Here is a 25,838-nt window from a genome sequence, read left to right on the forward strand (position 1 = left end):
AATAGAGCGATGGCATCAGACCATGAAGAATCGTGTTCTGCTGGAGAATTACTACCTGCCCGGTCATCTCGAGCGACAGATCGGGGACTTCGTCGACTACTACAATAACCAGCGCTACCACGAGAGCCTGAAAAACGTCACACCCGCTGACGTCTACTTTGGCCGGGACAAGGCCATTCTGAGAGAAAGGGAGAAGATCAAGAACCTGACGATCCGACAGCGCCGCTTGCAACATCAAAAACAAGCAGCATAATCAATCACACAACCGAACCAGAGCCTCCAATGTTCAAGCCGCTCTGATGTCCCATTTTATATGACGACGGACACCCGCAGGGCATTGCCCACCGACTTCCTGAGATATCCGCTATCGTCGTTTTTGAACTGACTGAGCAGCGCGACCGCAACCTCGGGATGATCTTTGAAATACGGCCGCCCCGTCCATATTCGGAGCCCCTCCGTCACGGCACGGCGGACGTTGGCGGAAGGATCTGCCAGCCACGCCCTGATAACAGGAAGCGCAGCTTCATATCCCGTGTCCGAGCAATAGCGATCGAACGCCTTCGCAATGATTTCTTGGACGCGCCAGTCCCTGTCTTGGCTGGCCCGCTCCCTCAGAGCTTGCAGGGCGTCCTCATCCAACGCCGCCATCATGCCGAGGATGAAAACACCGATGCAGCGCGCCTGCGGCAAATCCGTTTGCAGCAGGGTCAAGGCCAGCTTTTTGGCTTCGACCGCAGAGACCTGATCGTGGACCTCGACGGCAGCCGCCTCCAGGTCCTTGAATCCATGCTCGGTTTTTTTTGAACGCTCCACAAGCTGTTGAACAATCTGCATTGAGCTGAAACCCATTCCGAAGAACGCTACCAAAGCGGTCGTGAGAATCCCCGAACCTTCAACCACTCTACACCATGGCGTCGGCAGCTGCCCAATGTCTTCGTTGATGAAGCGCGCTGCGTTAGTGGCTTCGAAAGGGGTGACGGCATGCTTCGTCGACGTCTATGCCAGCGACGACCTTAGTGCCTTCCGAAATTAGGCCGTGGGTGAAGACTCCGGCCCCGCAGAACAGGTCGACGCATGCGACATCAGCCATCCGCTTTTTTTATCCCCCCGCACGCTTAGCCTTTTGTGAAAGGGCGGCGATCATGGCCCCAGCCAGAGCATCCGGACCGGCATCCAGATTGCCATTGCGATCATCATCAGGTTCTCGGTCAGGGAAACGAAGCCGAGCGGGACGTTGCTCGAACCGCCGACGCAAGCGCACTTGAGCTCGCGCTTGTCAATGTAGACTGCCTTGAAGACCGATACCGCGCCGACGGTTCCGATGAATAACGCGACGGGGGCCGCGATCCAGATCAGGGCGCCCGCGATCATCAGAATGCCGGCCAACGCCTCGCCGAAGGGGTAAACGTATCCGTACCGAACCCAACGGCGCGCCAGCAAGTCGTAGTTCAGGAACATGGTCGAGAAGCTCTCGATATCCTGAAGTTTCTGGATCGCGAGGAAGCACATGCTTATCGCGATGAACCACTCCACGGCCCTGATGCTGAACACGGTGCCGAACGCGAACCAGCTGACCGCCAGTGCCATGAGACAGGCCATTGAGAAGATCGCGATGACCGGCTGGTAGCTGGTCTCGTCCGCGCCCTTCACGTCCTTGCCGAAATGGGCTCGAAGTTCTTCATAGCCACCGATCCGCTCGCCCCCGATGAATGTCTGCGGGGTCGTCTCGACGCCGTGCTCTTTCTTGAATGTTTCTGTCTCGTCCCGCGTCTTGAGGTGGTGATCCTCGACCGTGTAGCCGTGCCGCTCGAGCAGATCCTTCGATTTCAGTCCGAATGGGCATAGATGATCGTGCATCACCATCCGGTATAGGGTCGCGGTCTTGCCGTCTTGGTCCAAAGCCATGTGGTTCTCCTTGCAAGGAACCCGGTGCTTGATTCTCAATCCGCTCCGCAACCATAGAAGCCGCGGTAGCCCACGCTCAACCCCGCATCGAGCTCGAACACGAGTTCCGCGTTCTGGCGCCGATCGGCCAGCTCGCCGAGCGGCCGCACGGTGACTGTCGTACCTGGCGCCCCGAAGGTTGCCGCGCCTTGCTGCGGGTTGCCGTCCGCCTCCAGAGCGACAAGGACGCCGTTCAGCTTCATCGCAGCCGCTCCGCCGTCGTTAGCCCACAGGACCGGGTCTGTTTCCGGGCTGCGGTTGAAGAAGCAGCGAGCGGTGGACTGGAGCACCTGGTCGGCCTCGGCCTCGGTCATCGGTGCGAGATCGAGCTTGCTGATGAGGGTGTTGGCCAGCGCGTCCTCGACACTGCCCGGTTCGGCTGGCGGGTCCTGGTAGGTGCTCTCCACCACGTTGCCTTCTGAGACGTCGGCGATCAGGTGGCGCATCTCCGCGATCTCGCGCCGCTGCGCGTCGATGATCTCGTCGGCGAGGTGGCGGGCGCGCGGGTCGCGGATCTGCGCTCGTTCGGAGGTCATGATCGCGATCGAGTGATGCGGGATCATCGCCCGCATGTAGCTCGGTCCCGAGACAGTGACCTGGCTTCGGACCAGCCAGAGCGACACGGCAAAGACGATGATCGCGCCGACGAAGATCGCGATGTTCAGCGCCTTGTTCGAATACATGCCGAGCATGTAGGCGAGCATGATCACGGCCATCGTTGCCCCCATCATGATCGCCATGTAAGCGCGCGTCTCGGAAAAGAAGACGTGCTCCCAAGCATAGGTGTTGAGGTACATCAGGATGAACATCACCAAGGTCGAGGTGAGGATCATCAAGCCGAAACGGATGTAGGACATGTCACGAGTTCCTGCTCGTTCTGCAATCTGCATGGGGGCAATTGGGCAACCGTATCTGCCAGCGCAAATCTCGGTGAGCGTTTGGTGACGCCGCCCGATACCCCACGGAGTAACGATTCAACACGCTCAGGCGTCTGAGGTTCCGAGGAACGCTTCCAGTCCCGGGTTGGTTCCTTCGTATCGCAGGAAGAAATCCGCCCGTCATGAAAGATCACGCGGATGACTGCATGAACGACGCGAGCCGCCCCGATATGCAGCATCGCATGTTCAAGGCGTTGGTAGAGGTTTTCGAGAAAGTCGAATTTCGGATGGGGCGTCTGGCGCTGAACGGGACTTCTGGCGATTTTTGGGCTGACGCATGGCTTGTGGGACTATTAGCGTTGGTCCCCGCAAGCAGGATTGGGCAGGCGCATGGCGTCTGGTTTCTCCGCATGCCCGGCAAAGAAAATGAGCGCCGCGCCGCGATTTCTCAAAGGCCGTTGCGCGGGATGACCTCGTCCCAATTGTCCTCATGCACAAGGGTTCCGTCTTGCCATGCCAGAAGGTGCGCCGCGACGCGAAATTCCGATACCGTGCAGGTCAGCCGCGTTGTTGTCTCGGTCCGGATTTCCCAACCGTCCCGGCGCATCTCGTGAGTCCATGTTACCTCGCCCTCGGCAGAGGCGGGATCGTCCGGAAGGACCGAATAGCGCTCGATCCCTTCGGCGGAATGCGTGATCCCGTGCTCGGTGATATGCGCGGCGCCCTCATGGTCGCGCACCTCGACGACAAGGCGTCCGGTGTCGGCGTCTTCGGACATGATCCATTCCGATTGCGGCGGTGTCACGAAGCTCTGGTCCAGCGGCATCCCGGCGCGCGGCGCAGCAAAGGTGGGTTCCGCCTCGGGCGTGTCGCTGCGTAGCGGCAGGGTCAGCGTGGTTTGGGCCGTGTCCACGTGCAGCGTGACAGGCGCCGGCGCGGGCCATGCCAGCGGGAAATAGCTGGTCGACAGGCTCAGCCGGATACGGTGCCCGGCGCGGAACGTCTGCGCGACATGTTTCATCGGCACATGGACGGTGTAGGTCTGCCCCGGTGTCAGCGGTTCGGGATGCTCGTGGCCATCGCGGTGGGTGAGGTTCAGCAGGCCGTAGCTGACCCGTGTGGCGGCTCCGTCCGGGGCCACATCGACAAGCCGCACGGCCACCTGCGCGACCGGGCTATCGGCGGTGAAGCTCAGGGTCAGAATCTGGTCACCCACCATGTGCAGCGGCTCGGGCAGGGGGGCGGTGTCGAATGTCAGGCTACCGGCATCGTCGCGCCGCTGATCGCCGGGCTGATCGCCGGGATGCGCATAGGAGCACCACTTGCCTCCATGCCGTCCAACCCAGAGTGGTGAGGCGATCGCAAGCTGCCCGTCGGGCAGATCGCAGTTGGCCGACAACCGCCCGTCCGAGCCGAGCGTAAAATCGGTGCGGATTATGTTGGGCGACGGCCAGGCGGGTTCGGTGATCCAGTGCCCGTCGCGTTGGGGGTAGTGCGTGGCCGGACGGGCATGATCCTGCAGGAACACGCGCAGCGGTGGTTCGTTCATGATGCCGGTGTCGATGCCCTTGAGCCATTGGTCCCACCAGCGGGTTTCCTCGCTCAGCCAATCGATCGCCGGGCCCGGTTCGCCGACATGCGGGTAGCGGTGCGCCCATGGTCCGACGAACCCTTTCACCGGTCCTTTCAGATTTTCGACCAGACGGAACACGCTGCGGCAATAGCCATCCGCCCATCCGCTGACCGCGTAGACGGGGATCTTGATGTCGGAGTAATCCTCGCAGATCGAGCCGTGTTTCCAGAAATCATCCCGCGTCTGATGTTCCAGCCAATTCTTGAGCCACAGGCCCGACCCCTTGAGCCGCGCCTTCCACATGTCGCGCCAGCGCTCGCCCACATGCACAGGGTCGGGCGGCAAGGTGTTGATGCCGAACATCACCGACGCCCAGGACAGGTGATCGCACAGCAGCGTGCCGCCCATGTAGTGGACGTCATCGGCATAGCGGTCATCGGTGGAAGAGATCGAGACGACCGCCTTGAGCGCAGGCGGCTGAAGCGCCGCCAGTTGCAGGCCGTTAAACCCGCCCCAGGAAATGCCGACGATGCCGACACCGCCCTCGCACCACGCCTGATCGGCGATCCAGGCGATGACATCACAGCCGTCCTGCAATTCGGTTTCCGTGTACTCATCTGTCATCACGCCTTCGGATTCGCCAGTGCCGCGCAGATCGACGCGGACATAGGCATAGCCGCGCGCCGCCAGCCATGGCGCGCGGGCGTGGTCCCGCTCCAGCGTCTTGTCGTTTTTGCGGTAGGGGATGTATTCGAGGATCGCCGGAACCGGCTGCGTCTCCGCCCCCTCGGGCATCCAGATACGCGCGGCAAGCCTGGTGCCGTCCGGCATGGGAATCTCGAGGTGTTCGATCTCGCGGATCGCGGCGGGAAGCGGGTGGTCGATTTTCATGGGGGCGTTCCGGACTGATGCAGAGAAGGGGGAGCACGGGCAGGCTATCGCGCTTTGAGAGTGTGAAGTCCAGAGCGCCCCGTCTTCTATTCGACGATATCGGTGAATTCGTAGTTCAGCCGCTTCATCACCTGTTCGTAATTCCACAGGAGTTTGGACTGCTTGCCCGCCCCCATCCAGACAGAGGCGACGGCGTAACTGTAGGCGTCTTGTTCGGGCAGTTCCGACAGCTTCATGCCGCGTGCGACGTAAGAGGCGATGCGCGTTCCTTCGACCTGCTCGGCGGCTACCTCGATCTCTGCCTTGGAGGGCGCGCGCGCGATGGTCGCGTCGTTGAAGAACACCCGGTAGAAGAACTCTCCAGCGACATTCTCCGGCCCTTCGCCCTTGGGCATGTCAGGTCTGCGCCCAAGCCCCAGATCGACGGTCACCTGCTGATGGCTGACGCCATCGACCATCTCGAAGAGGTCGCAATGCGACTGCGCGATGCGGGTGTTGATCTCCAGCAGCCAGATCTTGTTCTGCACCTCGTCCCAGTAATACTCGATATTGAAGCCGGCATTGTCATAACCGATGTGCGCCATGACCTTGCGGGTGATCTCGTTCATCTGGTCCTGCACAGGGCGCGGCAGGGTCGAAGGATAGAGGTAGTAGAAAAAGCTCAAAACCTGTGGGTAGCGGATCGAATCCACTGTGCCATAGGGGACAACCTCGCCCTCGTGCACATAGCCCTCGACCGTGCATTGCCGCCCGCCGATCACCCGCTCGGCCATGCAGTAGTGGCCTTCGATCGCCTTGATGTCATCGGGCAGGTCGGCCTGATCCAGCACGTAGTTGAACGGTTCGGAAATCTGGCCGATCTCGGCGCGAAAGGCGGCGATGGCGTAGTCGAAATCCTCGGGGCTGTCGATGCGGAAGCCAAGGCGAGAGCCAGACGACTTGATCGGCTTGACGAAGAACGGAAAGCGCAGATCGGCCTCACCGATTTTCGACAGCGCGTCATCGTCGAACGGATCGAAAGCGGTGAAGGTCGGGGTGTGGTCGGGCACGATCTCGGCCATCACCTTGCGCGACCAGTATTTGTGCTCGCATTTCAGCAGGCTTTCCAGCGAGGCGTTGCGTGTGCCGTACTTCTTGCACAAGAGCGGCAGCATCGTGGAGACCGGAAAGTCGATATAACCGACGATCGCGTCGATAGAGCCGTCGAAGGCGTCGAGCGTCGCCTCGGCCTCGGCCAGCATTGCGGGGATGTCGAATTCCTGCGTGTCCGATACCGCCTCGGATGTCAGCAGCGGGTGAAAGACCACGTCCTCCACGCCCCGCAGCCGCCTGAGCCGCTCGGCGTTGAGATCGTTCATTCCGACGACGAAAACATTTCTTGTCATTCCTGCGGTCCTCTCATCTCAGGTCAGGCGGGGCTCCACCGCTCGGGGATGTCGTTGCCGCGCGGCCCTCGCGGCTCATGTCTGGGCCAGATCGGCCTGAACCGGGAAGCTGCGACCCTTGAGCCGCTCGGCGGTGCCGACGATATCATCAACGAGCAAAAGCAGGAAATCGCCTGGCCTAGCCTCCTCGATTGCATGGCTCACGGCCTCCGGCTCGGTCATGATGACATGAACCGCGCAGTCCGACCCGGCCCCGGTGGCTCCCTCCTGGATCAGGCGGGCCACTTCGCCCTCGGTGCGACCGCGCGCGTCGGATTCGTAGACGTAAAGAATGTCGCACATTCTGGCGAGCTGCGCGCCAAGCGCCGCCAGATCCTCGTCACGGCGGTTGCCCGGCGCGGTGGAGACCCCGATCCTGCGTTGCTGGGCCAAACCGTTGACCAGCGGCTCCAGCGCTTCGAGCGCGGGAACGTTGTGGCCATAGTCGATCAGGTATTTGACGCCATCGGCCTCGAAATAGTTGGTCCGTCCCGGCATCTGCGCCGGGGTCGGATGGAAGGTCAGCAACCCGGCGCGGATATCCTCGATGTCCAGACCATGCGCCAGCGCGATTGCTGTTGCGGCCATCGCGTTCTGCACGTTGAAGGGCGCGTGCCCCTCGAAGGCGATTGGCACGTCGTTGACATCGACCACTTCGACCATGACCTTGCCACGCAAGACGACAATACGCCCGTGTCGCACGGTGACGACCATGCGCATCTCGCTCAGGTGGTCCTGCAGCGCGGTGTTGTCGGGATCCATGGTGAAGTAGATGATTTCGCCGCGCGCCCAATAGGTGCCATGTTCCATTACCAGCGGATCGTCGGCGTTGAGCACGCAGTAGCCGCCATCCTTCTTGACCGCGTCCACGACCACGGTCTTGCAGCGCGCCAGTTCGTCCAGCGTGTGAATGTCACGCTCGCCCAGATGATCCGACGCGATGTTCAGGAGCACGCCGACATCGCATTCATCAAACCCCAGCCCCCGACGCATTATGCCGCCGCGCGCCACTTCCAGCACGGCATGTTCAACCGTGGGTTCGCGCAGCACGGCCTGTGCTGCGGCCGGGCCGGAATAATCTCCGCGCAGGATCACGTGGTTGTCGATCTCGACCGTCCCGGTGCATCCCATGCCCACGGAATGCCCGGATTGCCGCAGGAGATGCGTGGTCAGGCGCGTCGTCGTGGTCTTGCCGTTGGTCCCGGTGATCGCTGTGATCGGGATGCGGCCATTGTCGGTGGGGTCGGGAAACAGCATGTCGACCACATGTTCGCCCACGGGCCGCGGGGTGCCGTGGGTGGGCGCCATGTGCATCCGGAACCCGGGCCCGGCATTCACCTCGACCACGCCCGCCGATTGCTGATCAAGCGGCTTGGTCAGGGTTTCCGCCAGAAGGTCGATGCCGATCACGTCGAGCCCGACAAGGCGGGCGATCCGTTCCATCGCGAACTTGATATCGGGATGCACCTCGTCGGTCAAGTCGGTCGCCGTCCCTCCGGTCGAGATATTGGCGGTGGACTTGAGAAACACCATCTCGCTCTCGGCGGGCACGCTTTCGAGTGTGAGCCCCGCCTGTTCGAGCATGCGGTGCGTCTGCTCGTCCACAAGAATCTGGGTGAGCAGGTTTTCATGGCCGACACCGCGCCGGGGATCCTCGTTGGCCTTGTCGATCAATGCCTTGATCGTCGATCTGCCGTCCCCGGTGACATGAGCGGGGCGGCGGCGGGCCGCAGCGATCAGCTTGCCGCCGATCACCAGCATGCGGTGATCCTCGCCATTGATATAGCTTTCGACGATCACAGCGGGGGAGTCGTCGCGCAGCCGTGCAAGCGCCGCCTCATAGCCTGACTTCAAGTCTTCCATGCTGGCGATGTTCGTGGTCACACCGCGTCCGTGATTGCCCGCAAGCGGCTTTGTGACCACCGGCCAGCCGATCCACTCAGCGGCTTCTTTCACATCGTCCCAGGAGTGGCAGGTGTAGCCCTTGGGCACGGCCACGCCCGCATCACCGAGGATCTGCTTGGTCCAGTCCTTGTCGTCGGCGATGGAGTGGCCGATGATCCCCGAGGCATCCGTTACCGTGGCCTGAAATCGGCGCTGTTTCACGCCGTGGCCCAGCTGGGTGTAGCTGGTGCCCGCCGTCAGATTGTAATGCGGGATGTTGCGCGCCTTGGCGGCATCGACAATGGCCCCGGTCGAGGGGCCGAGCGCGTTGGCGTCGCGCACCTGCTTGAGGTGGTCGATAATCGGGGGCAGATCGACATAGCCGCCGTCATAAAGCTTGCGCACGATATCGACAGCCGCCTCGCCCGCCGCGATGCCGGTGGTCTCGTCGCGGTAGCGGTAGATGACGTTGTAAATGCCGGGCTCATAGCTGTCGACGGTCTTGCCGTAGCCGACGGAGAATCCGACAAGGTTTTGCAATTCGATTGCCACATGCTCGACCATATGGCCGGCATAGGTGCCATTGCGCACCCGCTGCAAGAAGCCGCCGGGCTCACCAACCGAGCAGCGGTGACCGTAAATCGTTGGAAAGACGGCCTCCAGGCTTTCGGCGATACCGGGCACCTCGTCACTGGGTCGATCTTCGAGATCCTCGATATCAAGCCGCATGAATATCGCTTGATAGCGGCTGTAGTAATTTGGCCCGCGCAGCGCGCGATGCTCAATTATACGCATTCATTTTCTCCAGTATCGTCGTCCCGCGCTCGTCCGCCTTCAGGACACGCCGGTCCGACAGGCTATAGGCGTCGCCGTCGACGAGCGCGTGCATTGTGACGTTGTGGACACTCACCGCCTCACCTTCCGCCAAATCGAATACATTGGAACCGGTGATACCCGAGCTGTCAACGAGGATGACGTGACCGGGGCCGAAGGCGTGGATTATATCGTCATCAAAGAGAACCGCGGCATCTTCGCCCAGGCCCACCCCAAGATATTCGGGATTTGTCGCGCCCACTTCCATCAGGCGCGAAAAGCGTCCCCGTTCAAGAAAATGTGTATCGATGATCACCCCGTCGATCAGTCCAAACCCCGCAGTCATCCTGACCGCGCCCTTGCGCAGCGAATCGACCGCATCCCCACCATACACCATCGTGGTCGACTGACAGGCCGCCCCGGCGCTTGTGCCGGCGATGACCCCTCCATCCTCATACCGCCTGCGAATGGCGGTCAAGGCGGTGGATCCGCCGAAAATGCTGGTCAGGCGCATCTGATCGCCGCCGGATATGAAAATCACGTCGCTTTGTTTGATCATGTCGATCATCGCCGCATTCGTGGCGTCTGCCCGTTCGCGAATCCGGATATCCATGATCTCACTGGCGCCAAGCCGTTCAAAAACCTTGCGATATACCGCGAACACCTCATCGGGGATGCTGCTGGCCGTGGTGATCACGCCGACCCGGGGATCGGGCATTGGCGCGAATTTCAGCACTTGGCGCAGAATGTCGGTTTCCGAGTCCTTGTCCTCGGCGCCGCCAATGGCAACAAGCTTGCCGCGTGGCGCGGGGTGAATCGGCATGTTCATCAAGGTTCTCCAGTCCACTGTAGACAGTATCTACATATTGTGGAATTCATCACGACACAAACAAGATTGATTTTGGGCGGCTTCAGGCAATATGTGGCTGTCATGGCGTAACGTGACAAGACCCGCCTAAAACTTAGGCGGGCCGCAGGTGGCTGGCAGAGGGACACAAACATGACAAAGGGTTTTGCCTTGGCCATTCACGGAGGCGCCGGAGTTGTGCCTCGGACGCAGATGACGGCCGAACGCGAAGCGGCGTGCCGCGCCGCGCTGTCTCGGGCATTGCGCGCCGGTGAGACTGTGCTGGCGGCGGGTGGCGCGGCGCTTGATGGCGTGACAGCTGCCGTTTCGGCGCTTGAGGACGAGCCATTGTTCAACGCCGGGCGCGGAGCCGTCTTCACGCGCGATGGCAGGCACGAAATGGACGCCGCCATCATGGACGGGAAAAGCCGCCGCGCGGGGGCGGTGGCGGGTATTGCCGGACTGCGCAACCCGGTGCAGCTTGCCCGGGCGGTGATGGAGCAGACGGACCACGTCATGATGATTGGCGAAGGCGCGTTGACCGTCGCGCGCGACGCCGGCCTTGCGTTTGAGGAGGACGCCTATTTCTTCACGCAGGAGCGGTGGGACAGCTTGCAGGACACCCTGCGTATGCAGGCGGAGGGCACGCTTGACGATGATCTCTCCCGCCGCCACGGCACGGTCGGAGCGGTGGCGCGCGACCGTCAGGGCAACCTCGCCACTGCCACATCGACGGGCGGGATGACGGCAAAGCGTGCGGGGCGTGTGGGCGACAGCCCGATCATCGGTGCGGGCACCTTTGCCGACAACGCCACCTGCGCCGTGTCGGCCACCGGCGACGGCGAAGCGTTTATCCGCCGCGTCGCGGCGCACGAGATCGACGCCCGAATGCGCCACATCGGTCAATCGCTGGCCGACGCCGCCAAACATGTCGTGCAGGTCGATCTGGCCACGCATGAAGGCTCTGGTGGACTGATAGCAATCGACAGTGAGGGCAACATTGTCATGCCCTTCAATTGCGAAGGCATGTATCGCGGTAGCGTTCGGGAGGGGGAGCCCGGCCAGACGGCGGTCTATGAGTGACGCGGCGCGCCACGTTCCGCCGCACCTGTCATTCCCGTGAACAGCGATACAACGCTGCTGTAAGCCTCTGGCATCAGGTATATAAATGCGTTGTCGAGCACGGGGCGCGAGCGCCCATCAAGTCAGAGTTGTTCAATCCGTTTGCGGCAGGCGTCGACCATGAAATCGACGAACAGCCGGATTTTGGGATCCTGGAACTTGCGGTGCGGATAAAGGCAGGCAAAGCTGACCGGAACGGGGGGCGTGTCGGGCAGCACTTCAACCAGCGCGCCCGAGGTCAGGTGACGCGCCACGTCGAAGCGCGGTTTCATCGCGATCCCGCGCCCGTCCAGTGCCCATTCGGTCAGCACATCACCGTCGTCGGCGTCATACTGGCCCGAGACCTCGTATTTCTTTGTGCCCTGCGGGGTTTGCAGCATCCAGAAGTACTCCGGCGAACGCGGGTAGCGCAGCAACAGGCAATTGTGACCGCGAAGCAGATCGTCAGGTCCCTTCGGCGTGCCTGCGCGCTCAAGATAGGCGGGCGCGGCGCAGAGGACGCGGTCGCAGTCCATGATCTTGCGCAGTTTGAGGTTGGAATCGCTCAGTGTGCCAAGAACGAAGGCCACGTCGAGCCCGCCCTCCACCATGTCCACCTTGCGGTCCGACAGGCGCAGGCGAATCTGAACATCGGGATATAGCTCAGCCCAGAGAGGCACCAGCGGAGCCACGATCCGCCGCCCGATGCCCAGTGGTGCGGTGACGCGGATGATCCCGCGCGGATGATCGGAAAAATTCGCCACCACCGCCTCTGCGTCTTCCAGTGTCTCGATCACCTTTCGGGCGTGGTCATAGAAGGTCTTGCCCACTTCGGTGGGCGTAAGCTGCCGGGTGGTGCGGTTGAACAACCGTACGCCGAGGCGCTGTTCAAGCTCTTTCACACGGTTGGAGGCAACCGCCGGGGTCAGCCGCAGATCGCGCCCGCCGGCGGTGATCGAGCCAAGCTCCACCACGCGGACGAATACGCGCAAACTGTCGAGATAGGGCATCGGGGGCTCCGTTTGTTCGCCGGGGCGGCGACCTTCAACGCAATCTTGAAACACGTTACCGATTCCTCCAAGGATTTTGAAGCAATCTTCGGAGAGGCACGCGCTTCGTTATTTGCCCGACGCGCTGTAGAGCCTTGACCAGAGCCCCTGCATCGCCGCGCACGCGCGCTGACCCAGAAGACGTGACAGCGCGGTGGGTACGAAGCCGGTCTGCCAAAAGGTCCGCCCATTCACCGCGCGATCAAGGCAGTCGTTGCCGTAGCGCGCGCGTAGCGCGGCCTTCGGGGCGGGCGGGGCCGGAAGGCGCAACCCCTCCCAGTCTACCCACAGGGGGGAAAGACCCTCGTCAAGTGTCTGGTCGACATGCAGGTCGAGCGCCGGAAAACGCCAAAGTCCGGGCCTGGCGATCCGCCAGTGACCGGAATGGCGATAGAGCACAAAGCCGGCTTGTGCCGCCTCGTCGCGGAAGATCTCGAAGGCGGCATCGAGCCGGGCCACATCGCCCTTGCGGTAGAGCGCGAAATCCACATCGGCGTCCCAGGGGATCAGCCCGCCATGGCGCAGCGCCCCGAGCAGGCTGCCCCGGGCGAGCACATGGCGGATGCCGTTGCGGTCGAGAAAGTCATGCGCGAAGGCGGCAAGCTCGATCAGATCGCGTGCCACTTCGCCCCGCAAAAGCCAGGGCGGAGGCCCGCCTATTAGCATGTCCGGGACGCGGTGATCGGTGCCGCCGAAGCGATAGGCTCGCCCGGGGCGCACCGGCACCGGTTGAAACGGTAGGTTGCATCGGATCAGCGCGAGGCCGATCGCCAGAGAGAGCCAGATCGCCGCAAGCGGCGCCACCACGAGCCAGATCGGTGCGCCCAGCCAAGGCAGCCCGAGTCCGAGCGCAGCCATGAGCTGAATCGCGGTGACGTAGAAGAGCCGCGCGCGCACGCGGATCGCCGCCGCCATCAAAACGGTGGCCAGCGGCAGGGAGAGCGCGGCGTGCAGCGGCCGCGTCAGGGCCAGTTCCAGCACGGCGAAGGCCACCAGAAGCATGAGGGCGGAAGCCAGCCATGGGCGTTCGAACTGCAACCGCGTGACCACCAACGTGCTGGGAGCCACGCGCCCGGCTGTATCGCCTGCCGACAGACTTCTCATGTTCGGAACAGGCGGGGGCTGCAACTGCCATGACGCGCGTGCTGTCCTTGGTTTGTCATCCTTTCTCAAGGGTAGCCAGACGGGACGGCCCGGACAAGGCGCTGTTCCGAAACGCTCTTTTTCCGGTGCGGGAACTCGGCGCCCCCGGCCCGCAATCGTGCGAGGTCACAGGAAGCTCACCGCCTTGGAGAAGGGCATCTCACGCAGTCGTGTGCCCGTGGCGGCGAAGATTGCACCGGCCAGCGCCGGGGCGGCGGGGGGGACGGGCGGCTCTCCGATGCCGCGGATGGCGTCGCCGTTTTCAAGGCCGCGCACCTCGATCCGCGGACTCTGGCGCAGGCGCATCCCCTCGAAGCTGTGGAAATTGTCCTGCTCGGCGCGGCCATCAGCATAGGTGATCTCGCAATTCATGGCGTGGCCGAGGCCGAAGATCACGCCGCCCTTCACCAGATTGTCGAAATTCACCGGGTCGAGCACGCGGCCCACCTCCGCCGCGCACCAGACGGAGTCGAGGCGAATCCCGTTGGGGGTGTCGGTGATCTCCACGACCTCGGCGCAATGCACGCCGAAAGACTGGGTCAGCGCAACACCGCGCCCGCGCCCTGCGGCGGGGGCCGGACCGTCCCAGCCGGACATCTCGGCCACCGCCTCCAGCACCGCGCGGGCGAGCGGGTCGTTGCACAGGCGCAGACGCTCGGCCATCGGATCGGCACCGGCGGCGTCGATCAACTCATCGAGCGCTGCGTTGTAGAAAAATCCGTTCGAGGATGCCCCGACAGAGCGCCATGAACTGATCGGGGCAAGGGGCGCCGCGCGGTATCCGGTGACGCGGTGATGGGGGATGCCGAAGGGCTGATCGAAGGCGCCGGCGACGATCTGGCTGTCGGGGCCGGGCACACTCTGCCCCTGCCGCCGCATTTGCGAGGTGATGACCGAGGGCATGGCGAGCGACAGGTCGAGCGCCTCAACGCGCCCGTCGCGGACCGCACCACGCATCCGTGCCATGGCGATCTGGCGCGGGAAGTCGTGGGTCATGTCCTCTTCGCGGCTGTAGGTGAGCTTGACGGGCGTTCCCTTCATCTGCGCCGCGATCTCGGTGGCGCGCTTGACAACCTCATCCTCCAGCCGGTGGCCGAAGCTGCCGCCGATCATGAGCGCGTGAACGGTGACCTGATCGGGGTCCAGCCCGGCGATGCGGGCGACGTTCTGCTGCACGAAGCGGGGAATCTGCGTGCCGGTCCAGACCTCGGCGGCCTCCTCATCCACGCGCACGAGCGCGTTGACTGGCTCCAGCGGGGCGTGGGCGAGATAGGGCGCGCGATACTCCGCGCTGAGCGGCGCGGCGGCGGACAGCACTTCCTCCACGTCGCCATCATCGCGCTTGCGGCTGTCTTGCCGGTCCTCGGTAAAGGCGTCCGACAGGGCCTCCCAATGAGCGTCCATTTCGGCGGGGAAGGGGGAAGGGCCCCAGTCGGCGGTGATCGCACGGGCGGCGCGGAAGGCGCGCCATGTGTTGTCCGCCACGATGCCGAGCCCGCCGGTGATCGGCACGACCGCGCTTACCCCGCGCATGGCGAGCGCGGCGGAGGCATCATGCCCGCGCAACTCCCCGCCCTGCGCGGGGTTGAGCAGGATGGCGGCGTGGACCATGCCCGGCACGGCGGCGTCGATGCCATAGTCTTGCGTGCCGGTGGATTTGGCCACGATGTCGATGCGCCGCATCGGTTTGCCCAGTATCTGCCATTGCGACGGATCGCGCAGCGGGACATCCTGCACGACCTCAAGATCGGCGGCGGTGGCGGCCAGATCGGTGTAGGCGATGCGCTCGCCCCCCGGAAGCAGCACGGCGCCGGCTTCGGTGGACAGCCGGTCCAGCGCGATGCCGGTCTGTTCGGAAGCGGCGCGTTTCAATGTCTCGCGCGCCGAGGCGCCCGCCTGCCGCAGTTTCACGAAGCCGTCGGGCACGGTGGTGGAGCCGCCGGTGATCTGCATCCCAAGGAATTTCATCACGGCGTCGATGGTGCCATGAACGGCGGAGTTCATAAGCCCGTCTCCCGGCGCGGTGAAGGCGGCGGCCTCTTCGGACAGGGCGGTGTTCCAATAGGCTCTGTCTGGCGGGCCGGGATCGGTGTGGATCTGGTCGAGCGTCGCGTCAAGCTCTTCAGCAATGAGCGCGGCCTGCACCGAATCCGCGCCTTGCCCCATATCGGCGCGCGGGGTGATCAGGGTGATACCGCCGGCGTCGATCCTCACATAAGGGGTGAGCGCCGCCGCGCCCGGCTCCAGTTCGTCCAGAAGCGGGTTGGGGTAGGGGCTGCGGTAGCGATAGATCCCGAAGGCCACGCCCCCGGCGACGGCGACGGAGCCGACAAGGAATGAGCGGCGGGCGATTTTTGCGATACGTCCCATGATCCTACCCCTCCTGAAGGCGGGTTGCGGCCGTTTTCACGGCGGCGCGGATGCGCGGATAGGTGCCGCAGCGGCACAGGTTGCCGGAGAGGGCGTCGTTGATGTCGTCATCGGTGGGGGCGGGGGTTTCGGCCAGAAGGGCGGCCGCCTGCATGATCTGGCCCGACTGGCAATAGCCGCATTGCGCCACCTGATGTTCGATCCATGCCGCCTGTACCGCGTGAAGTGCCTTCGGCGTGCCGAGCCCCTCGATCGTGGTGACGGGGCCCCAGACATCCGCCGCCAATACCTGGCAGGCGCGAGCGGCCTCGCCGTCGATGTGGACGGTGCAGGCGCCGCATTGCGCGATGCCGCAGCCGTATTTCACCCCGGTGATGCCAAGCTCGTCGCGCAGCACCCACAGCAGCGGCATGTCCTCTTCGACGTCGACCTCGTGGGTCGTTCCGTTCACGGTGATCTGCATGGTCGGCTCCTGTGTTCCGGTTGCCAGATGCTTGTCCCGACTCTAGCCCATCGGGCGCCGCAGTCCAGGCATGGATTTCCCGCCCGAGGTCACGTCAGGGACAGGGCGGCGCGTATCAGAACGGCAGCGCGCCCTGCCGGTGGCGCACCATGAGCTGCGCCAGCGCGGCGGAGACCACGCGCGAGAGCGTGCCGTCGGCGCGGCTTGTGAGCATGATCGGCACCCGCGCGCCCAGCACCAGACCGGCGCTGTCGGCCCCGGCCAGATACATCAGTTGCTTGGCGATCATGTTGCCCGCCTCAAGGTCGGGGGCAATGAGGATATCGGCATCGCCCGCCACCTCCGATTCGATTCCCTTGGCCTTGGCCGCCGCATGGGAAATCGCGTTGTCGAAGGCCAGCGGGCCATCAAGGGTGCCGCCCGTGATCTGCCCCCGGTCCGCCATCTTGCACAGGGCGGCGGCCTCGACCGTCGAGGGAATCTTGGGGTAGACGGTTTCGACCGCCGACAGGATCGCCACTTTCGGGTTCGGCAGGCCGAGCGCATGGGCCAGATCAATGGCGTTGCGCACGATGTCGGCCTTGGTTTCGAGATCGGGAAAGATGTTGATCGCGGCATCGGTGATCATCAGCGGCTTGGGATAGCTGGGCACATCGAGCACGAACACATGGGTCATTCTGCGTTCGGTGCGCAGGCCGAGGGTTTTGTCGAGCACCTCGCCCATGATCTCGTCGGTGTGCAGCGCGCCCTTCATCAGCGCTTCGGCGCGGGCCTCCTGCACCAGCGCGACGGCGGCGCGGGCGGCGGCGTGGCTGTGTTCCGTGTTCACGATCTCGATGCCGGAAATATCGCGCCCGGCCTCTTCGGCGGCGGCGCGGATTCGGGCCTCTGGGCCGACGAGGATTGGCTCGATCAGCCCTTTGTCGCGCGCCTCCATCGCCCCCTCCAGTGAGGCGGCATCGCAAGGATGCACCACGGCGGTGCGGATCGGATCGAGCGAAGCGGCCGCGTCAAGCATCGCGTCGAAGCTCGCCCCCTGACGGTGAAGATGCACCTCGGGCAGGGGTTTGCGGGGCCGGCGGATGCGGCTGGTGGGGGCGATGACCACCGCCTCTCCCTCGATCGCGGTGGCGCCGGTCTGCGTGGTGATCAGGCAGGCGAGCGTGATCTGATGCGTTTCGGTGGCCTTGTCGGTGACGGTCAGGCGCACCGTGACGGTATCGCCAAGGCCCACTGGCTCGCCAAAGCGCAGGGTCTGCGTGACGTAGATCGTGCCGGGGCCGGGCAGTTCGGTGCCCAGCACCGCCGAGATCAGCGCCCCGCCCCACATGCCATGCGCGATCACCTTGTGAAACCCTTCGCCACGGGCCCATTCGGCATCGACGTGAGAGGGGTTCACATCGCCCGAAACGGCGGCGAAAATCTCGATGTCGCCGGGCTCCAGCGTGCGGGTGAGCTCTGCGCTGTCGCCGATGGCGATCTCGTCGAAGGTGCGGTTTTCGATGTATTGCATGGGGAGATCCGGTCCGGGGGCAGGCCGCGCCGGGCGCGGGAATGTGCCCCTATCAGGACATGACCGGCGGGTGTGTTGTCAAGTAACGGTTTGATTAAACGCGGTTTTGAGCGCGAACCGGCGCGAGCGGATCAACCCGAGAACCCGCCGAACGCCCCCTGGGAAAAGATCAGGGGCCGGCCGTCGCGGTGGATCGCGGTGTCCACGTGGCCCACCACGATGACATGATCGCCGCCGTCGTGAACGGCATGCTGGCGGCAGGTGAAGCTCGATACGCAGTCGGTCAGAAGCGGCAGGCCGCCGTCGCCGATCTCATGCGCGACGCGGTCGAAGGCATCGGCGCGGCGGGCGAAATCCAGCGCGAGATCCTTCTGCCAGTCGCCCAGAACATGGATGTTGAACACGCGCGCCGCGGCGAAAAAAGGAAAGCGCTGCGAGGACTTGGAGGGCGACCAGGCGATCAGTGGCGGGGTGAGCGAGATTGAGGTGAAGGAATTGGCCGTCATACCGATGGGCCCGGTCGCGGTGGCGGCGGTGATCACGGTCACGCCGGTGGCAAAGCAGCCGAGGGCATCGCGGTAGGCCCGTTCGGTCTCGGGGCCGGGGGAGAAGATGCGGGCCATGTTGGCGTCCTGTTTTCCTGCTCGCTGCTTTGGCCCGGGGGCCGGGGGTTAGATCGCGCGCCGCGCGCGTCTTTGCAACCTTAAACCCGACAAAAGCGGTTTGAGTGTGCTCCGTTCGGGGTCGAAGCGTGACGTGGCCCGGAGTTTCCCCCGGTCAAGAGAGAATCGGGTTAAGGGGCTGAAATCATGGAAAATCGGCTGTCGGTAAAACGTCGGTATAACGTCGGTATCGCGTCGGTGGCGGGGGCGCGATCCGCCCCGCGTTAAGACGGCGGGCGTTGCCTGTCGTTCAGTTCAGGTCTTCGAGCAGGCGGCGATGACGGCGGGTCTGAGCGATCACCTCGCCCAGCGTCGTCAGCCCGCGCGCGCGCAGCATCGGCAGCATCCGGCACAGCGCCTCGGCCGTGGCCAGCGCGTCGCCCGGAGCGGTGTGGCGCAGGGGGGCGGGGATCTCCACCCCCAGCCGCGCACAGAGCGCGTCGAGCGTGTGCGTCTCGCTCGCTCCGAACAGCACCGCCGAGAGCAGCACGGTATCAAGCACCGGATGATCCCACACCAGCCCGTCGCGCCCCGCCTGCCGGTGCAGAAAGGCCATGTCGAAGGGCGCGTTATGGGCCACGATCACCGCGCCACGGGCAAAATCGTGCAACTGCCGCGCCGCCGCGCCAATGTCCGGCGCGCCCGCCACCATCGCGTCCGTGATCCCATGCACGCGCGTGGCGGCGCGCGGGATCGGGCGGCCGGGATCGACCAGCATCTCCAGCCGTTCGCCCGGAACGATCCGTCCGCCGACCACGCGCAGCGCGCCGATCTGCACGATCTCGTCGCGGTGCGGCAGAAGGCCGGTGGTCTCGGTGTCGAACACCACAAGGCGCAGCGCCTCGAGCGAGGCGGCGTCGAGCGTGCCGCCCGTGGCCCGCTCCAGCAGGGCGAAATCATAGACCAGCGGGCGCGCGGCACCGGGGGCGATGCGCGCCTCGGCGGCGTCGATGAGCAGCACCGCCCCCGGCGCGCCGCCCAGCGGGCGCAGCCGCGCCTGAAAGGCCAGCCGGCCGGCCACACCGCGGGCGGTAAAGCGCACCTCGCGCGCCTCGCGGCGCATCCTGTCATGGGCGGCGGCGAGGTCCGCCTCCTCAAGATAGTCCGCGATCGGCGCGTCAAGGCGCGGCGGGCCGATCTGCGCCAGAACTTCGGCGGCCTGCCCGTCATAAAGCACGATCCGCCGCGCGTCGGAGAGCAGGATCGTGGCGACCGGGATCTCCGACAGCAGCGCGGTGAGCAGATCCTTCTCCGCCGCAAGCTGGGCGGTCTGTTCGGCCACGGCGTCGGCGCGCGCGGCGGCCACTTCGGCCGCCCGCGCGGAGATGGCCGCCGCCGCCGGGGCGAGATCGCCGAGATGGCGCGCGGTATGCAGGTCCATCTCGCCTGTCGCCCCGGCATGGGCGCGGCTGCGCAGCCCGGCGGCGAGCCGCTCTATCGGGCGGGCGAGGTTCTCGTCGAACAGCAGCCAGACCCCGACGCAAAGCCCCGCCCAGCCAAAGACCAGAAGCAGCCCGGCCATGACAAAGCCCGACGCCGCGCCCGCCCCCGCCGCCCGCTGGAACCCCAGCCAGAGCGCCAGCGCCGCCAGCACGGCCCCGCCCGCCGCCAGAAAGGCGAAGAAAAGCCCGATCCGCAGGCGCAGGCCGAACCGCTCCGTCATCGCCTAGCCCCCGCAGACCGCAGCGATCACCGCATCGCCGGGCGGCGCGTCGATCCAATGCGCGCCGGGCACATCGCCGTCCTCGGCAAACTCGGCGTCCGGCGGCAGGGCGGCGCGGCGCCGCTCGCCGCAGTCGATCAGCACGGTCATGCCGCGCACCGGCGACCAGCGGGCGAAGAACACCAGATTGGCCATATGCCGCCCCGGCTTGTCGGGATGCTGGCGCAGGCTGCCGGTGTCGAGCGCGGCAAAGCGGTCCACATAGGGAAAGACATAGCTCCACGGTCGGTAGAAAGCGCGGCTTTCCACCGTCTCGACGATCTCGATCCCGTCGGGCAGCGCCCCGGCGGTGCGCCCATACCAGCCGTATTCATTGGCCACCGTGACGCCGATCATCGACAGGCCCGCCGCCACCGGCATCAGCCACAGGGGCAGGCGGCCGCCCAGAGCGCGGTTCACGATCAGCACCAGCCCCGCCGCCGCGAGTCCCGCCACGATGGTGGCAATCAGTTCCAGAAACATGGCGCGCCCGTCCCTTCATCCTTGTCCGAATTCTCCCGCCGGAGGCGTCCGGCGGGGGCCGTCTGTCCCGCCGCGGCGGTCAAAGCGGCATCCCCCGCCCGTGTCCCAGCGCCGATTGCATCGTCTTGACCACGACGAAGGCGTCGCGCAGGTGGCTGCGCTCGAAATCCGACAACTCGGAGGGGGCAAGGAAGTTGTCGGGCGGTGCCCCATGGTTCACCCGCGCGGCCTGATGCGTCAGGCGGGTTTCGGCGATCAGGTCGTAGGCGTCCAGAAGATCGCGCGCGCCGGCCTCGCTCAGCACGCCGGCGTCGGCGGCGGCCTCCAGCCGGGCGCGGGTGTTGACCGGCCCGATCCGGCCCTGAAGCGCGTAGATGCGGGCCAGGTCGGTGACCGGCACCACGCCGTTCAGTTTCATGTCGAGATGGTTGCGGTGCTCGCCCGAGCGCAGCGTGGCAAAGCCGCGCAGCAGGCCCAGGGGCGGCGTGTGCTTGAGCGCGTTGCCGATCATGTGGGCCACGAAGATCGAATTGGCCGAGGCGGCGCGCAGCGTCTGCGCGTGCAGCCCGTCGAAGAGCGCCCGCGCGCCGCCGATGGGGCGCAGGTCGAACATGACGGAGGCGAGCATCTGCGCCTCGGGGCTGGGGGTGCGGATCCAGCCGTCGAAATAGCCGCGCCAGACCGACAGCGGCTGCCGCCAGCGCGGATTGCTGGCCATCATGTCGCCGGGGCAGTGGACATAGCCGCAGGCATTCAGCCCGTCGCAGACGATGCCCGCGAGATCGGCGAAATAGCCCGTGCGCTGCGCCTCGCTCACGCTGTCGTCGAGGATCAGGCAATTGTCCTGATCGGAAATGCCGGTCTGTTCCTGCCGTCCCTGACTGCCGCAGGCGAGCCAGAGATAGGGCACCGGCGCGGGGCCGAGCCTCTCCTCGGCCAGGCCCAGAAGGCGGCGGGTCACGGTGTCGGTGATGTCGGTGATCAGGCGGGTCGTCACCTCGTGCCGGTTGCCGCCGGCGACAAGCTGCACCAGAAGGCGCGGGATGCGGGCGGTGGTGCGGGCGAGATCGTCCACGCTGGCGGCGCGCGCGGCCTCGGCCACCAGCTCGCCGCTGCTGACGGCCTGAAACCGGGTCAGATCGGTTTGCGTGACCATCCCCACAAGCCGGCCGCCGGAGGTGATCGGCAGGTGGCCGATGCGGCGTTCCATCATCGCATGGAGCACGTCCGAGCCGATGGCGGAGGGCGGCAGGGTGAGCGGATCGGGGGTCATGATGTCCTGCACGGCCGTGCCGGGCGCGCGCCCTTCGGCCAGCACGCGCGAGGCGAGATCGCGTGTCGTGACGATCCCGATGAGCCGGCCATCCTCGGTCACGCAGATCGAGGAGGTGCCCGCGTCCCGCATCATCTGCGCGGCATCCCTCGCGGGCGTGTTGGGCGGGCAGGTCAGCGGCGCGCGGCTCATCAGCGTTTCGACCCGGCTGGTGGCCAGATCGGAGCCGCGCGGACGGGCGGCGCGGCGGCCCCGCTCGAAAAACCGGCGCATGACGTCATGGGTGCCCATCAGCCGGTGAAACTCGGCCGCGGGGAGCAGAAGCAGGACCGCGTCGGTGAGCGCCGCGGCGCCGGTGGCGGCCCGGCCGCCCTGCATCAGACCGCGCTCGCCAAACGAATTGCGCGGCCCAAGCTCGGAGAAGGGCGCGCCGCGCGCGTCGCTAATGCCGATGCGGCCCTGCTGCACGATGTAGAGGCCGGGCAGCGTATCGCCCGGCGCGTGGAGCGCCTCTCCCTCTGCCACGGCTTCGGCCCGCAGACGCGGGGCAAGCGCGCGCAGTTCCTCCGGCGGCAACGCGTCATAGGGGTGGACCGAGTGCAGGAACTGCACGATCTGGTCGGGTGAAAGCGGCATGTCGGCTCCATGTCCCGTCAGGGGAGGCGTCCCGCCCGGAGCATGCACCGGGCGGGACGGGGAAGGAAGGGCCGCCGTCGCGGGCGGCCCTGTCCGTTGGCCGATCAGTGATCCTGCGCCGCGCTGGCCCCGCGCGGGATGCGCACGGATTCCACAAGCTCCTTGATCTCCTCTGGAGTCGCTTTCGTCATCCCGGCCACCAGATAGGCCACCGTGAAGTTGATCGCCGCGCCGACCGCCCCGAAGGAGGTGGACTGCACCGTGCCCAGAAGCGGGTTGGCGTCGGTGAAGCTGTTGGTGTCGGGGATGAAGAACCAGCCCTTGTGCAGGAAGATATAGACCAGCGTCACCACGAGCCCCGCCAGCATCCCGGCCACGGCGCCGGTGTTGTTGATGCGGGTCGAGAAGATCCCCATCATCAGCGCCGGGAAGATCGACGCCGCCGCGAGCCCGAAGGCCAGCGCCACCGTCTGCGCGGCAAAGCCCGGCGGGTTGAGCCCGAGGTAGGTCGCCACGACGATCGCCACGGCCATCGCGACGCGCGCCGACAGAAGCTCCCCGCGTTCGGAGATCCTCGGGTTGACCGCGCCCTTGATCAGATCGTGGCTCACCGCCGAGGAGATCGCCAGAAGCAGACCGGCGGCGGTGGAGAGCGCGGCGGCAAGACCGCCGGCGGCCACCAGACCGATCACCCAGCCGGGCAGGTTGGCGATCTCGGGGTTGGCCAGAACGAGGATGTCGCGGTTGAAGTTGGTCAGCTCATTGCCCTGCCAGCCCTTTTCGGCCGCCAGCGTCTGCATATCGGGATTGGCGTCGTTGTAATACTGGATGCGCCCGTCGCCGTTCTTGTCCTCCCAGCCGAGAAGGCCGGTCTTCTGCCAGGTGGCCATCCAGTCGTAACGCTCTTCCTCCTCGATCTGCTGAACGGTCACGGCGCCGCCGTCGATACCGCCGTTGGGCCACATCATCTCGGAGATATTGAGCCGCGCCATCGCGCCCACGGCCGGGGCCGTGAGGTAAAGCAGAGCGATGAACACCAGCGCCCAGCCCGCCGACCAGCGCGCGTCGGACACTTTCGGCACCGTGAAAAAGCGCATGATGACATGTGGCAGCCCGGCGGTGCCGATCATCAGCGATAGGGTGAAGAGCACCATGTTGAACGTGTCGCCGTGGTGCATTGTATATTCGCGGAAACCCAGTTCGGTGACGATGGCGTCGAGCTTGGCCAGAAGCGGCTCTCCGCTGGCGGTATGCTCGCCGAACAATCCCAGTGCCGGGATCGGGTTGCCGGTCAGTTGCAGCGAAATGAAGATGGCCGGGATCGTGTAGGCCATGATCAGAACGACATATTGCGCCACCTGCGTATAGGTCACGCCCTTCATGCCGCCGAAGACCGCATAGGCGAAGACCACGCAGGCCCCGATCAGAAGGCCGGTGGTGTTGTTCACCTCCAGAAAGCGGCCGAAGGCGACGCCCACGCCGGTCATCTGGCCGATCACATACGTCAGCGAGGCCACGATCAGGCAGAGCACCGCCACCATGCGCGCGGTTTGAGAATAGAAGCGGTCGCCGATGAACTCGGACACGGTGAACTTGCCGAACTTGCGCAGGTAGGGCGCCAGAAGCAGCGCCAGAAGCACGTAACCGCCGGTCCAGCCCATCAGGAAGGTGGAATTGTCATAGCCGGTGAAGGCGATGAGCCCGGCCATCGAGATGAAGGAGGCCGCCGACATCCAGTCGGCCGCCGTGGCCATGCCGTTGGTGACGGGATGCACGCCGCGCCCGGCGGCGTAGAATTCCGAGGTGGAGCCCGCGCGGGCCCAGATGGCGATGCCGATGTAGATCGCGAAACTCGCGCCGACAAACAGCAGGTTGATTGTGAACTGGTCCATGTCGCTTACTCCTCGTCCACGCCGTGTTCACGGTCGAGCCGGTTCATCCGCCAGGCGTAGAAGAAGATGATCCCGAGAAAGACGAGGATCGAGCCTTGCTGGGCGAACCAGAAGCCGAGATCCGTGCCGCCGACGGGGATGCCCGCCAACAGCGGGCGCAGCAGGATGCCGAACCCGAAGGAGACCAGCGCCCAGATCACCAGAGAAATCAGGATGATGCGGATATTGGTCGCCCAGTAGGTGGAATTGGATGAGTTGTCGGCCATGACGCCGTCCTCCCGTTGATGTTGAATACCGGGGCAGGGCAGAGTGCCGGTGCCCCCCTCTCTCCCTCAGGCGAGCGCCCGTTCGGCAATCGCGGTCAGTTCGTTCGCGACGGTGTCGATTTCGGCCATCGCATCCACCCGCCGCAGCACGCCCCGGCCCGCGTAATGCGCGATGAGCGGCGCGGTCTGCGCGTGATAGGCCGCAAGGCGGCTTGTGACGGTCTCGGCGGTGTCGTCGGCGCGGCGGGTCATGTCGGTGCCGCCGCAGGTGTCGCAGATGCCGCTTTGCAGCGGTTTCTTGTAGCGCTCGTGATAACCTTCGCCGCAGGTGGCACACGCAAAGCGGCCGGTGATCCGCTCGACCATCGAGGCGTCGTCCACGTCGAGGCTGATGGCGGCGGCGACGGGTTGGCCGGCCCGCGCCAGAAGCGCATCGAGCGCCTCGGCCTGCGCGCCGGTGCGCGGAAAGCCGTCGAGGATGACGCCTGCGCGGCAATCGGGCTCCGCCAGACGCTCGCGCAGGATGGCGGTCACGATGGCGTCGGAGACAAGATCGCCCGCCTCCATCACCGCGCGGGCCTTCTGCCCGGCCTCGGTGCCGGCGGCGACGGCGGCGCGCAGCATGTCGCCGGTGGAGAGCTGCACAAGTTCGAAGTGGTTGGCCAACATCCGCGCCTGCGTGCCCTTGCCCGCACCGGGCGGGCCAAGAAGGATCAGCACCGGCGGCGCGGAAAGGCACGATGGGTCTCGAAGGGCGCCATTCACATCTGTCGTGCTCTTGGTGTGGTCTGTCATCCTGAGGCTCCTCCCTCTTGACGATCGGATGGACCGGCGCGGGACAGGGTCGCCGCGCCCGGTAACTGGATTTGTGGTGATCATAGGGGGTTATGAAAAAATATATATAAGTCACGGATAGTGAGGGAAAAAATTGTAAATCCGTTTCCAGATTTACTTGCGGCGCTGTAAATGATTTTCAGACTCCGCGGTTTTCGCTGATATTCCAGAGACTTGACGCAAAGGCACAATCACCT

22 protein-coding genes are annotated in these 25,838 nt (G+C 65.1%); 2 read left to right on the forward strand and 20 right to left on the reverse strand.

Features of this window, described 5'->3' with window-relative positions; translation table 11 throughout:
* Positions 1-253, forward strand: a 253-nt coding sequence (locus BMW66_RS05795) for an integrase core domain-containing protein (RefSeq protein ID WP_139196127.1), incomplete at its 5' end; no start/stop codon positions are given.
* Positions 254-309: 56 nt separating this feature from the next.
* Here BMW66_RS05795 and BMW66_RS05800 read toward each other — a convergent pair.
* The 8 genes from BMW66_RS05800 to BMW66_RS05830 all read right to left on the reverse strand — a co-directional run bounded on the left by BMW66_RS05800 (position 310) and on the right by BMW66_RS05830 (position 10,236).
* The gene (locus tag BMW66_RS05800) at positions 310-834 is read right to left on the reverse strand and encodes a HEAT repeat domain-containing protein (RefSeq protein ID WP_093116407.1); all 525 of its coding nucleotides are present in this window, start codon (positions 832-834) and stop codon (positions 310-312) included.
* Between the two features lie 121 nt (positions 835-955).
* On the reverse strand, positions 956-1,090 hold the full coding sequence (locus BMW66_RS20855; protein ID WP_425441310.1) for a DNA cytosine methyltransferase: 135 nt from the start codon (positions 1,088-1,090) through the stop codon (positions 956-958).
* 50 nt (positions 1,091-1,140) lie between these two features.
* Positions 1,141-1,905 carry a MauE/DoxX family redox-associated membrane protein gene (locus BMW66_RS05805; RefSeq protein ID WP_217639289.1) on the reverse strand — a complete coding sequence of 255 codons (765 nt, stop codon included), beginning with the start codon at positions 1,903-1,905 and terminating at the stop codon, positions 1,141-1,143.
* 35 nt (positions 1,906-1,940) lie between these two features.
* Entirely contained in the window at positions 1,941-2,801 is an 861-nt protein-coding gene (locus tag BMW66_RS05810; protein WP_093116410.1) for a DUF305 domain-containing protein, read from the reverse strand.
* A gap of 469 nt (positions 2,802-3,270) precedes the next feature.
* Positions 3,271-5,286 (reverse strand): CocE/NonD family hydrolase, encoded by a 2,016-nt coding sequence (locus tag BMW66_RS05815; protein ID WP_093116412.1) that lies wholly within the window; start codon positions 5,284-5,286, stop codon positions 3,271-3,273.
* An 86-nt stretch (positions 5,287-5,372) separates the two neighbouring features.
* A complete protein-coding gene (locus tag BMW66_RS05820; protein ID WP_093116414.1) occupies positions 5,373-6,671 on the reverse strand; it encodes an ATP-grasp domain-containing protein in 1,299 nt (432 codons plus the stop codon).
* Between the two features lie 75 nt (positions 6,672-6,746).
* Positions 6,747-9,389, reverse strand: a complete 2,643-nt coding sequence (cphA, locus tag BMW66_RS05825) for a cyanophycin synthetase (RefSeq protein ID WP_093116416.1) — start codon at positions 9,387-9,389, stop codon at positions 6,747-6,749.
* Entirely contained in the window at positions 9,376-10,236 is an 861-nt protein-coding gene (locus tag BMW66_RS05830) for a cyanophycinase (protein ID WP_093116418.1), read from the reverse strand. The genes cphA and BMW66_RS05830 overlap by 14 nt, the downstream gene beginning before the upstream one ends.
* Before the next feature lie 171 nt (positions 10,237-10,407).
* Here BMW66_RS05830 and BMW66_RS05835 point away from each other — a divergent pair, with 171 nt between their 5' ends.
* Positions 10,408-11,337 (forward strand): isoaspartyl peptidase/L-asparaginase family protein, encoded by a 930-nt coding sequence (locus BMW66_RS05835; protein WP_093116420.1) that lies wholly within the window; start codon positions 10,408-10,410, stop codon positions 11,335-11,337.
* Between the two features lie 122 nt (positions 11,338-11,459).
* Here the strand turns inward: BMW66_RS05835 and BMW66_RS05840 are convergent, their stop codons facing one another.
* From BMW66_RS05840 to BMW66_RS05895, 12 genes are all read right to left on the reverse strand, one after another.
* Complete coding sequence (locus tag BMW66_RS05840) at positions 11,460-12,365, reverse strand: LysR family transcriptional regulator (RefSeq protein WP_093116422.1); 906 nt, start codon at positions 12,363-12,365, stop codon at positions 11,460-11,462.
* A gap of 108 nt (positions 12,366-12,473) precedes the next feature.
* On the reverse strand, positions 12,474-13,508 hold the full coding sequence (locus BMW66_RS20485) for a LicD family protein (RefSeq protein ID WP_217639290.1): 1,035 nt from the start codon (positions 13,506-13,508) through the stop codon (positions 12,474-12,476).
* Between the two features lie 165 nt (positions 13,509-13,673).
* Positions 13,674-15,917 carry a xanthine dehydrogenase family protein molybdopterin-binding subunit gene (locus tag BMW66_RS05850; protein WP_093116426.1) on the reverse strand — a complete coding sequence of 748 codons (2,244 nt, stop codon included), beginning with the start codon at positions 15,915-15,917 and terminating at the stop codon, positions 13,674-13,676.
* Positions 15,918-15,921: 4 nt separating this feature from the next.
* Positions 15,922-16,380 carry a (2Fe-2S)-binding protein gene (locus BMW66_RS05855; protein ID WP_093116429.1) on the reverse strand — a complete coding sequence of 153 codons (459 nt, stop codon included), beginning with the start codon at positions 16,378-16,380 and terminating at the stop codon, positions 15,922-15,924.
* Positions 16,381-16,495: 115 nt separating this feature from the next.
* On the reverse strand, positions 16,496-17,893 hold the full coding sequence (locus BMW66_RS05860) for a bifunctional enoyl-CoA hydratase/phosphate acetyltransferase (RefSeq protein WP_093116431.1): 1,398 nt from the start codon (positions 17,891-17,893) through the stop codon (positions 16,496-16,498).
* Positions 17,894-18,024: 131 nt separating this feature from the next.
* Positions 18,025-18,516 carry a flavin reductase family protein gene (locus BMW66_RS05865; protein WP_093116433.1) on the reverse strand — a complete coding sequence of 164 codons (492 nt, stop codon included), beginning with the start codon at positions 18,514-18,516 and terminating at the stop codon, positions 18,025-18,027.
* A gap of 289 nt (positions 18,517-18,805) precedes the next feature.
* Positions 18,806-20,218, reverse strand: coding sequence for a 3'-5' exonuclease (locus BMW66_RS05870; protein ID WP_093116435.1), 1,413 nt, complete (start codon positions 20,216-20,218; stop codon positions 18,806-18,808).
* Between the two features lie 3 nt (positions 20,219-20,221).
* The gene (locus BMW66_RS05875; protein WP_093116437.1) at positions 20,222-20,740 is read right to left on the reverse strand and encodes a hypothetical protein; all 519 of its coding nucleotides are present in this window, start codon (positions 20,738-20,740) and stop codon (positions 20,222-20,224) included.
* A 79-nt stretch (positions 20,741-20,819) separates the two neighbouring features.
* Positions 20,820-22,649: a DUF294 nucleotidyltransferase-like domain-containing protein gene (locus BMW66_RS05880; protein WP_093116439.1), complete on the reverse strand. Its 1,830-nt coding sequence runs from the start codon at positions 22,647-22,649 to the stop codon at positions 20,820-20,822.
* A gap of 104 nt (positions 22,650-22,753) precedes the next feature.
* Positions 22,754-24,541 (reverse strand): sodium:solute symporter family protein, encoded by a 1,788-nt coding sequence (locus BMW66_RS05885; RefSeq protein ID WP_093116441.1) that lies wholly within the window; start codon positions 24,539-24,541, stop codon positions 22,754-22,756.
* 5 nt (positions 24,542-24,546) lie between these two features.
* Positions 24,547-24,807 (reverse strand): DUF4212 domain-containing protein, encoded by a 261-nt coding sequence (locus BMW66_RS05890; protein ID WP_093116443.1) that lies wholly within the window; start codon positions 24,805-24,807, stop codon positions 24,547-24,549.
* Positions 24,808-24,873: 66 nt separating this feature from the next.
* On the reverse strand, positions 24,874-25,602 hold the full coding sequence (locus tag BMW66_RS05895; RefSeq protein ID WP_093116445.1) for an adenylate kinase: 729 nt from the start codon (positions 25,600-25,602) through the stop codon (positions 24,874-24,876).
* Between the last annotated feature and the right edge of the window lie 236 nt (positions 25,603-25,838).

It is taken from the genome of Salinihabitans flavidus (genome assembly GCF_900110425.1).
GTDB classification, from domain to species: Bacteria; Pseudomonadota; Alphaproteobacteria; order Rhodobacterales; family Rhodobacteraceae; genus Salinihabitans; species Salinihabitans flavidus.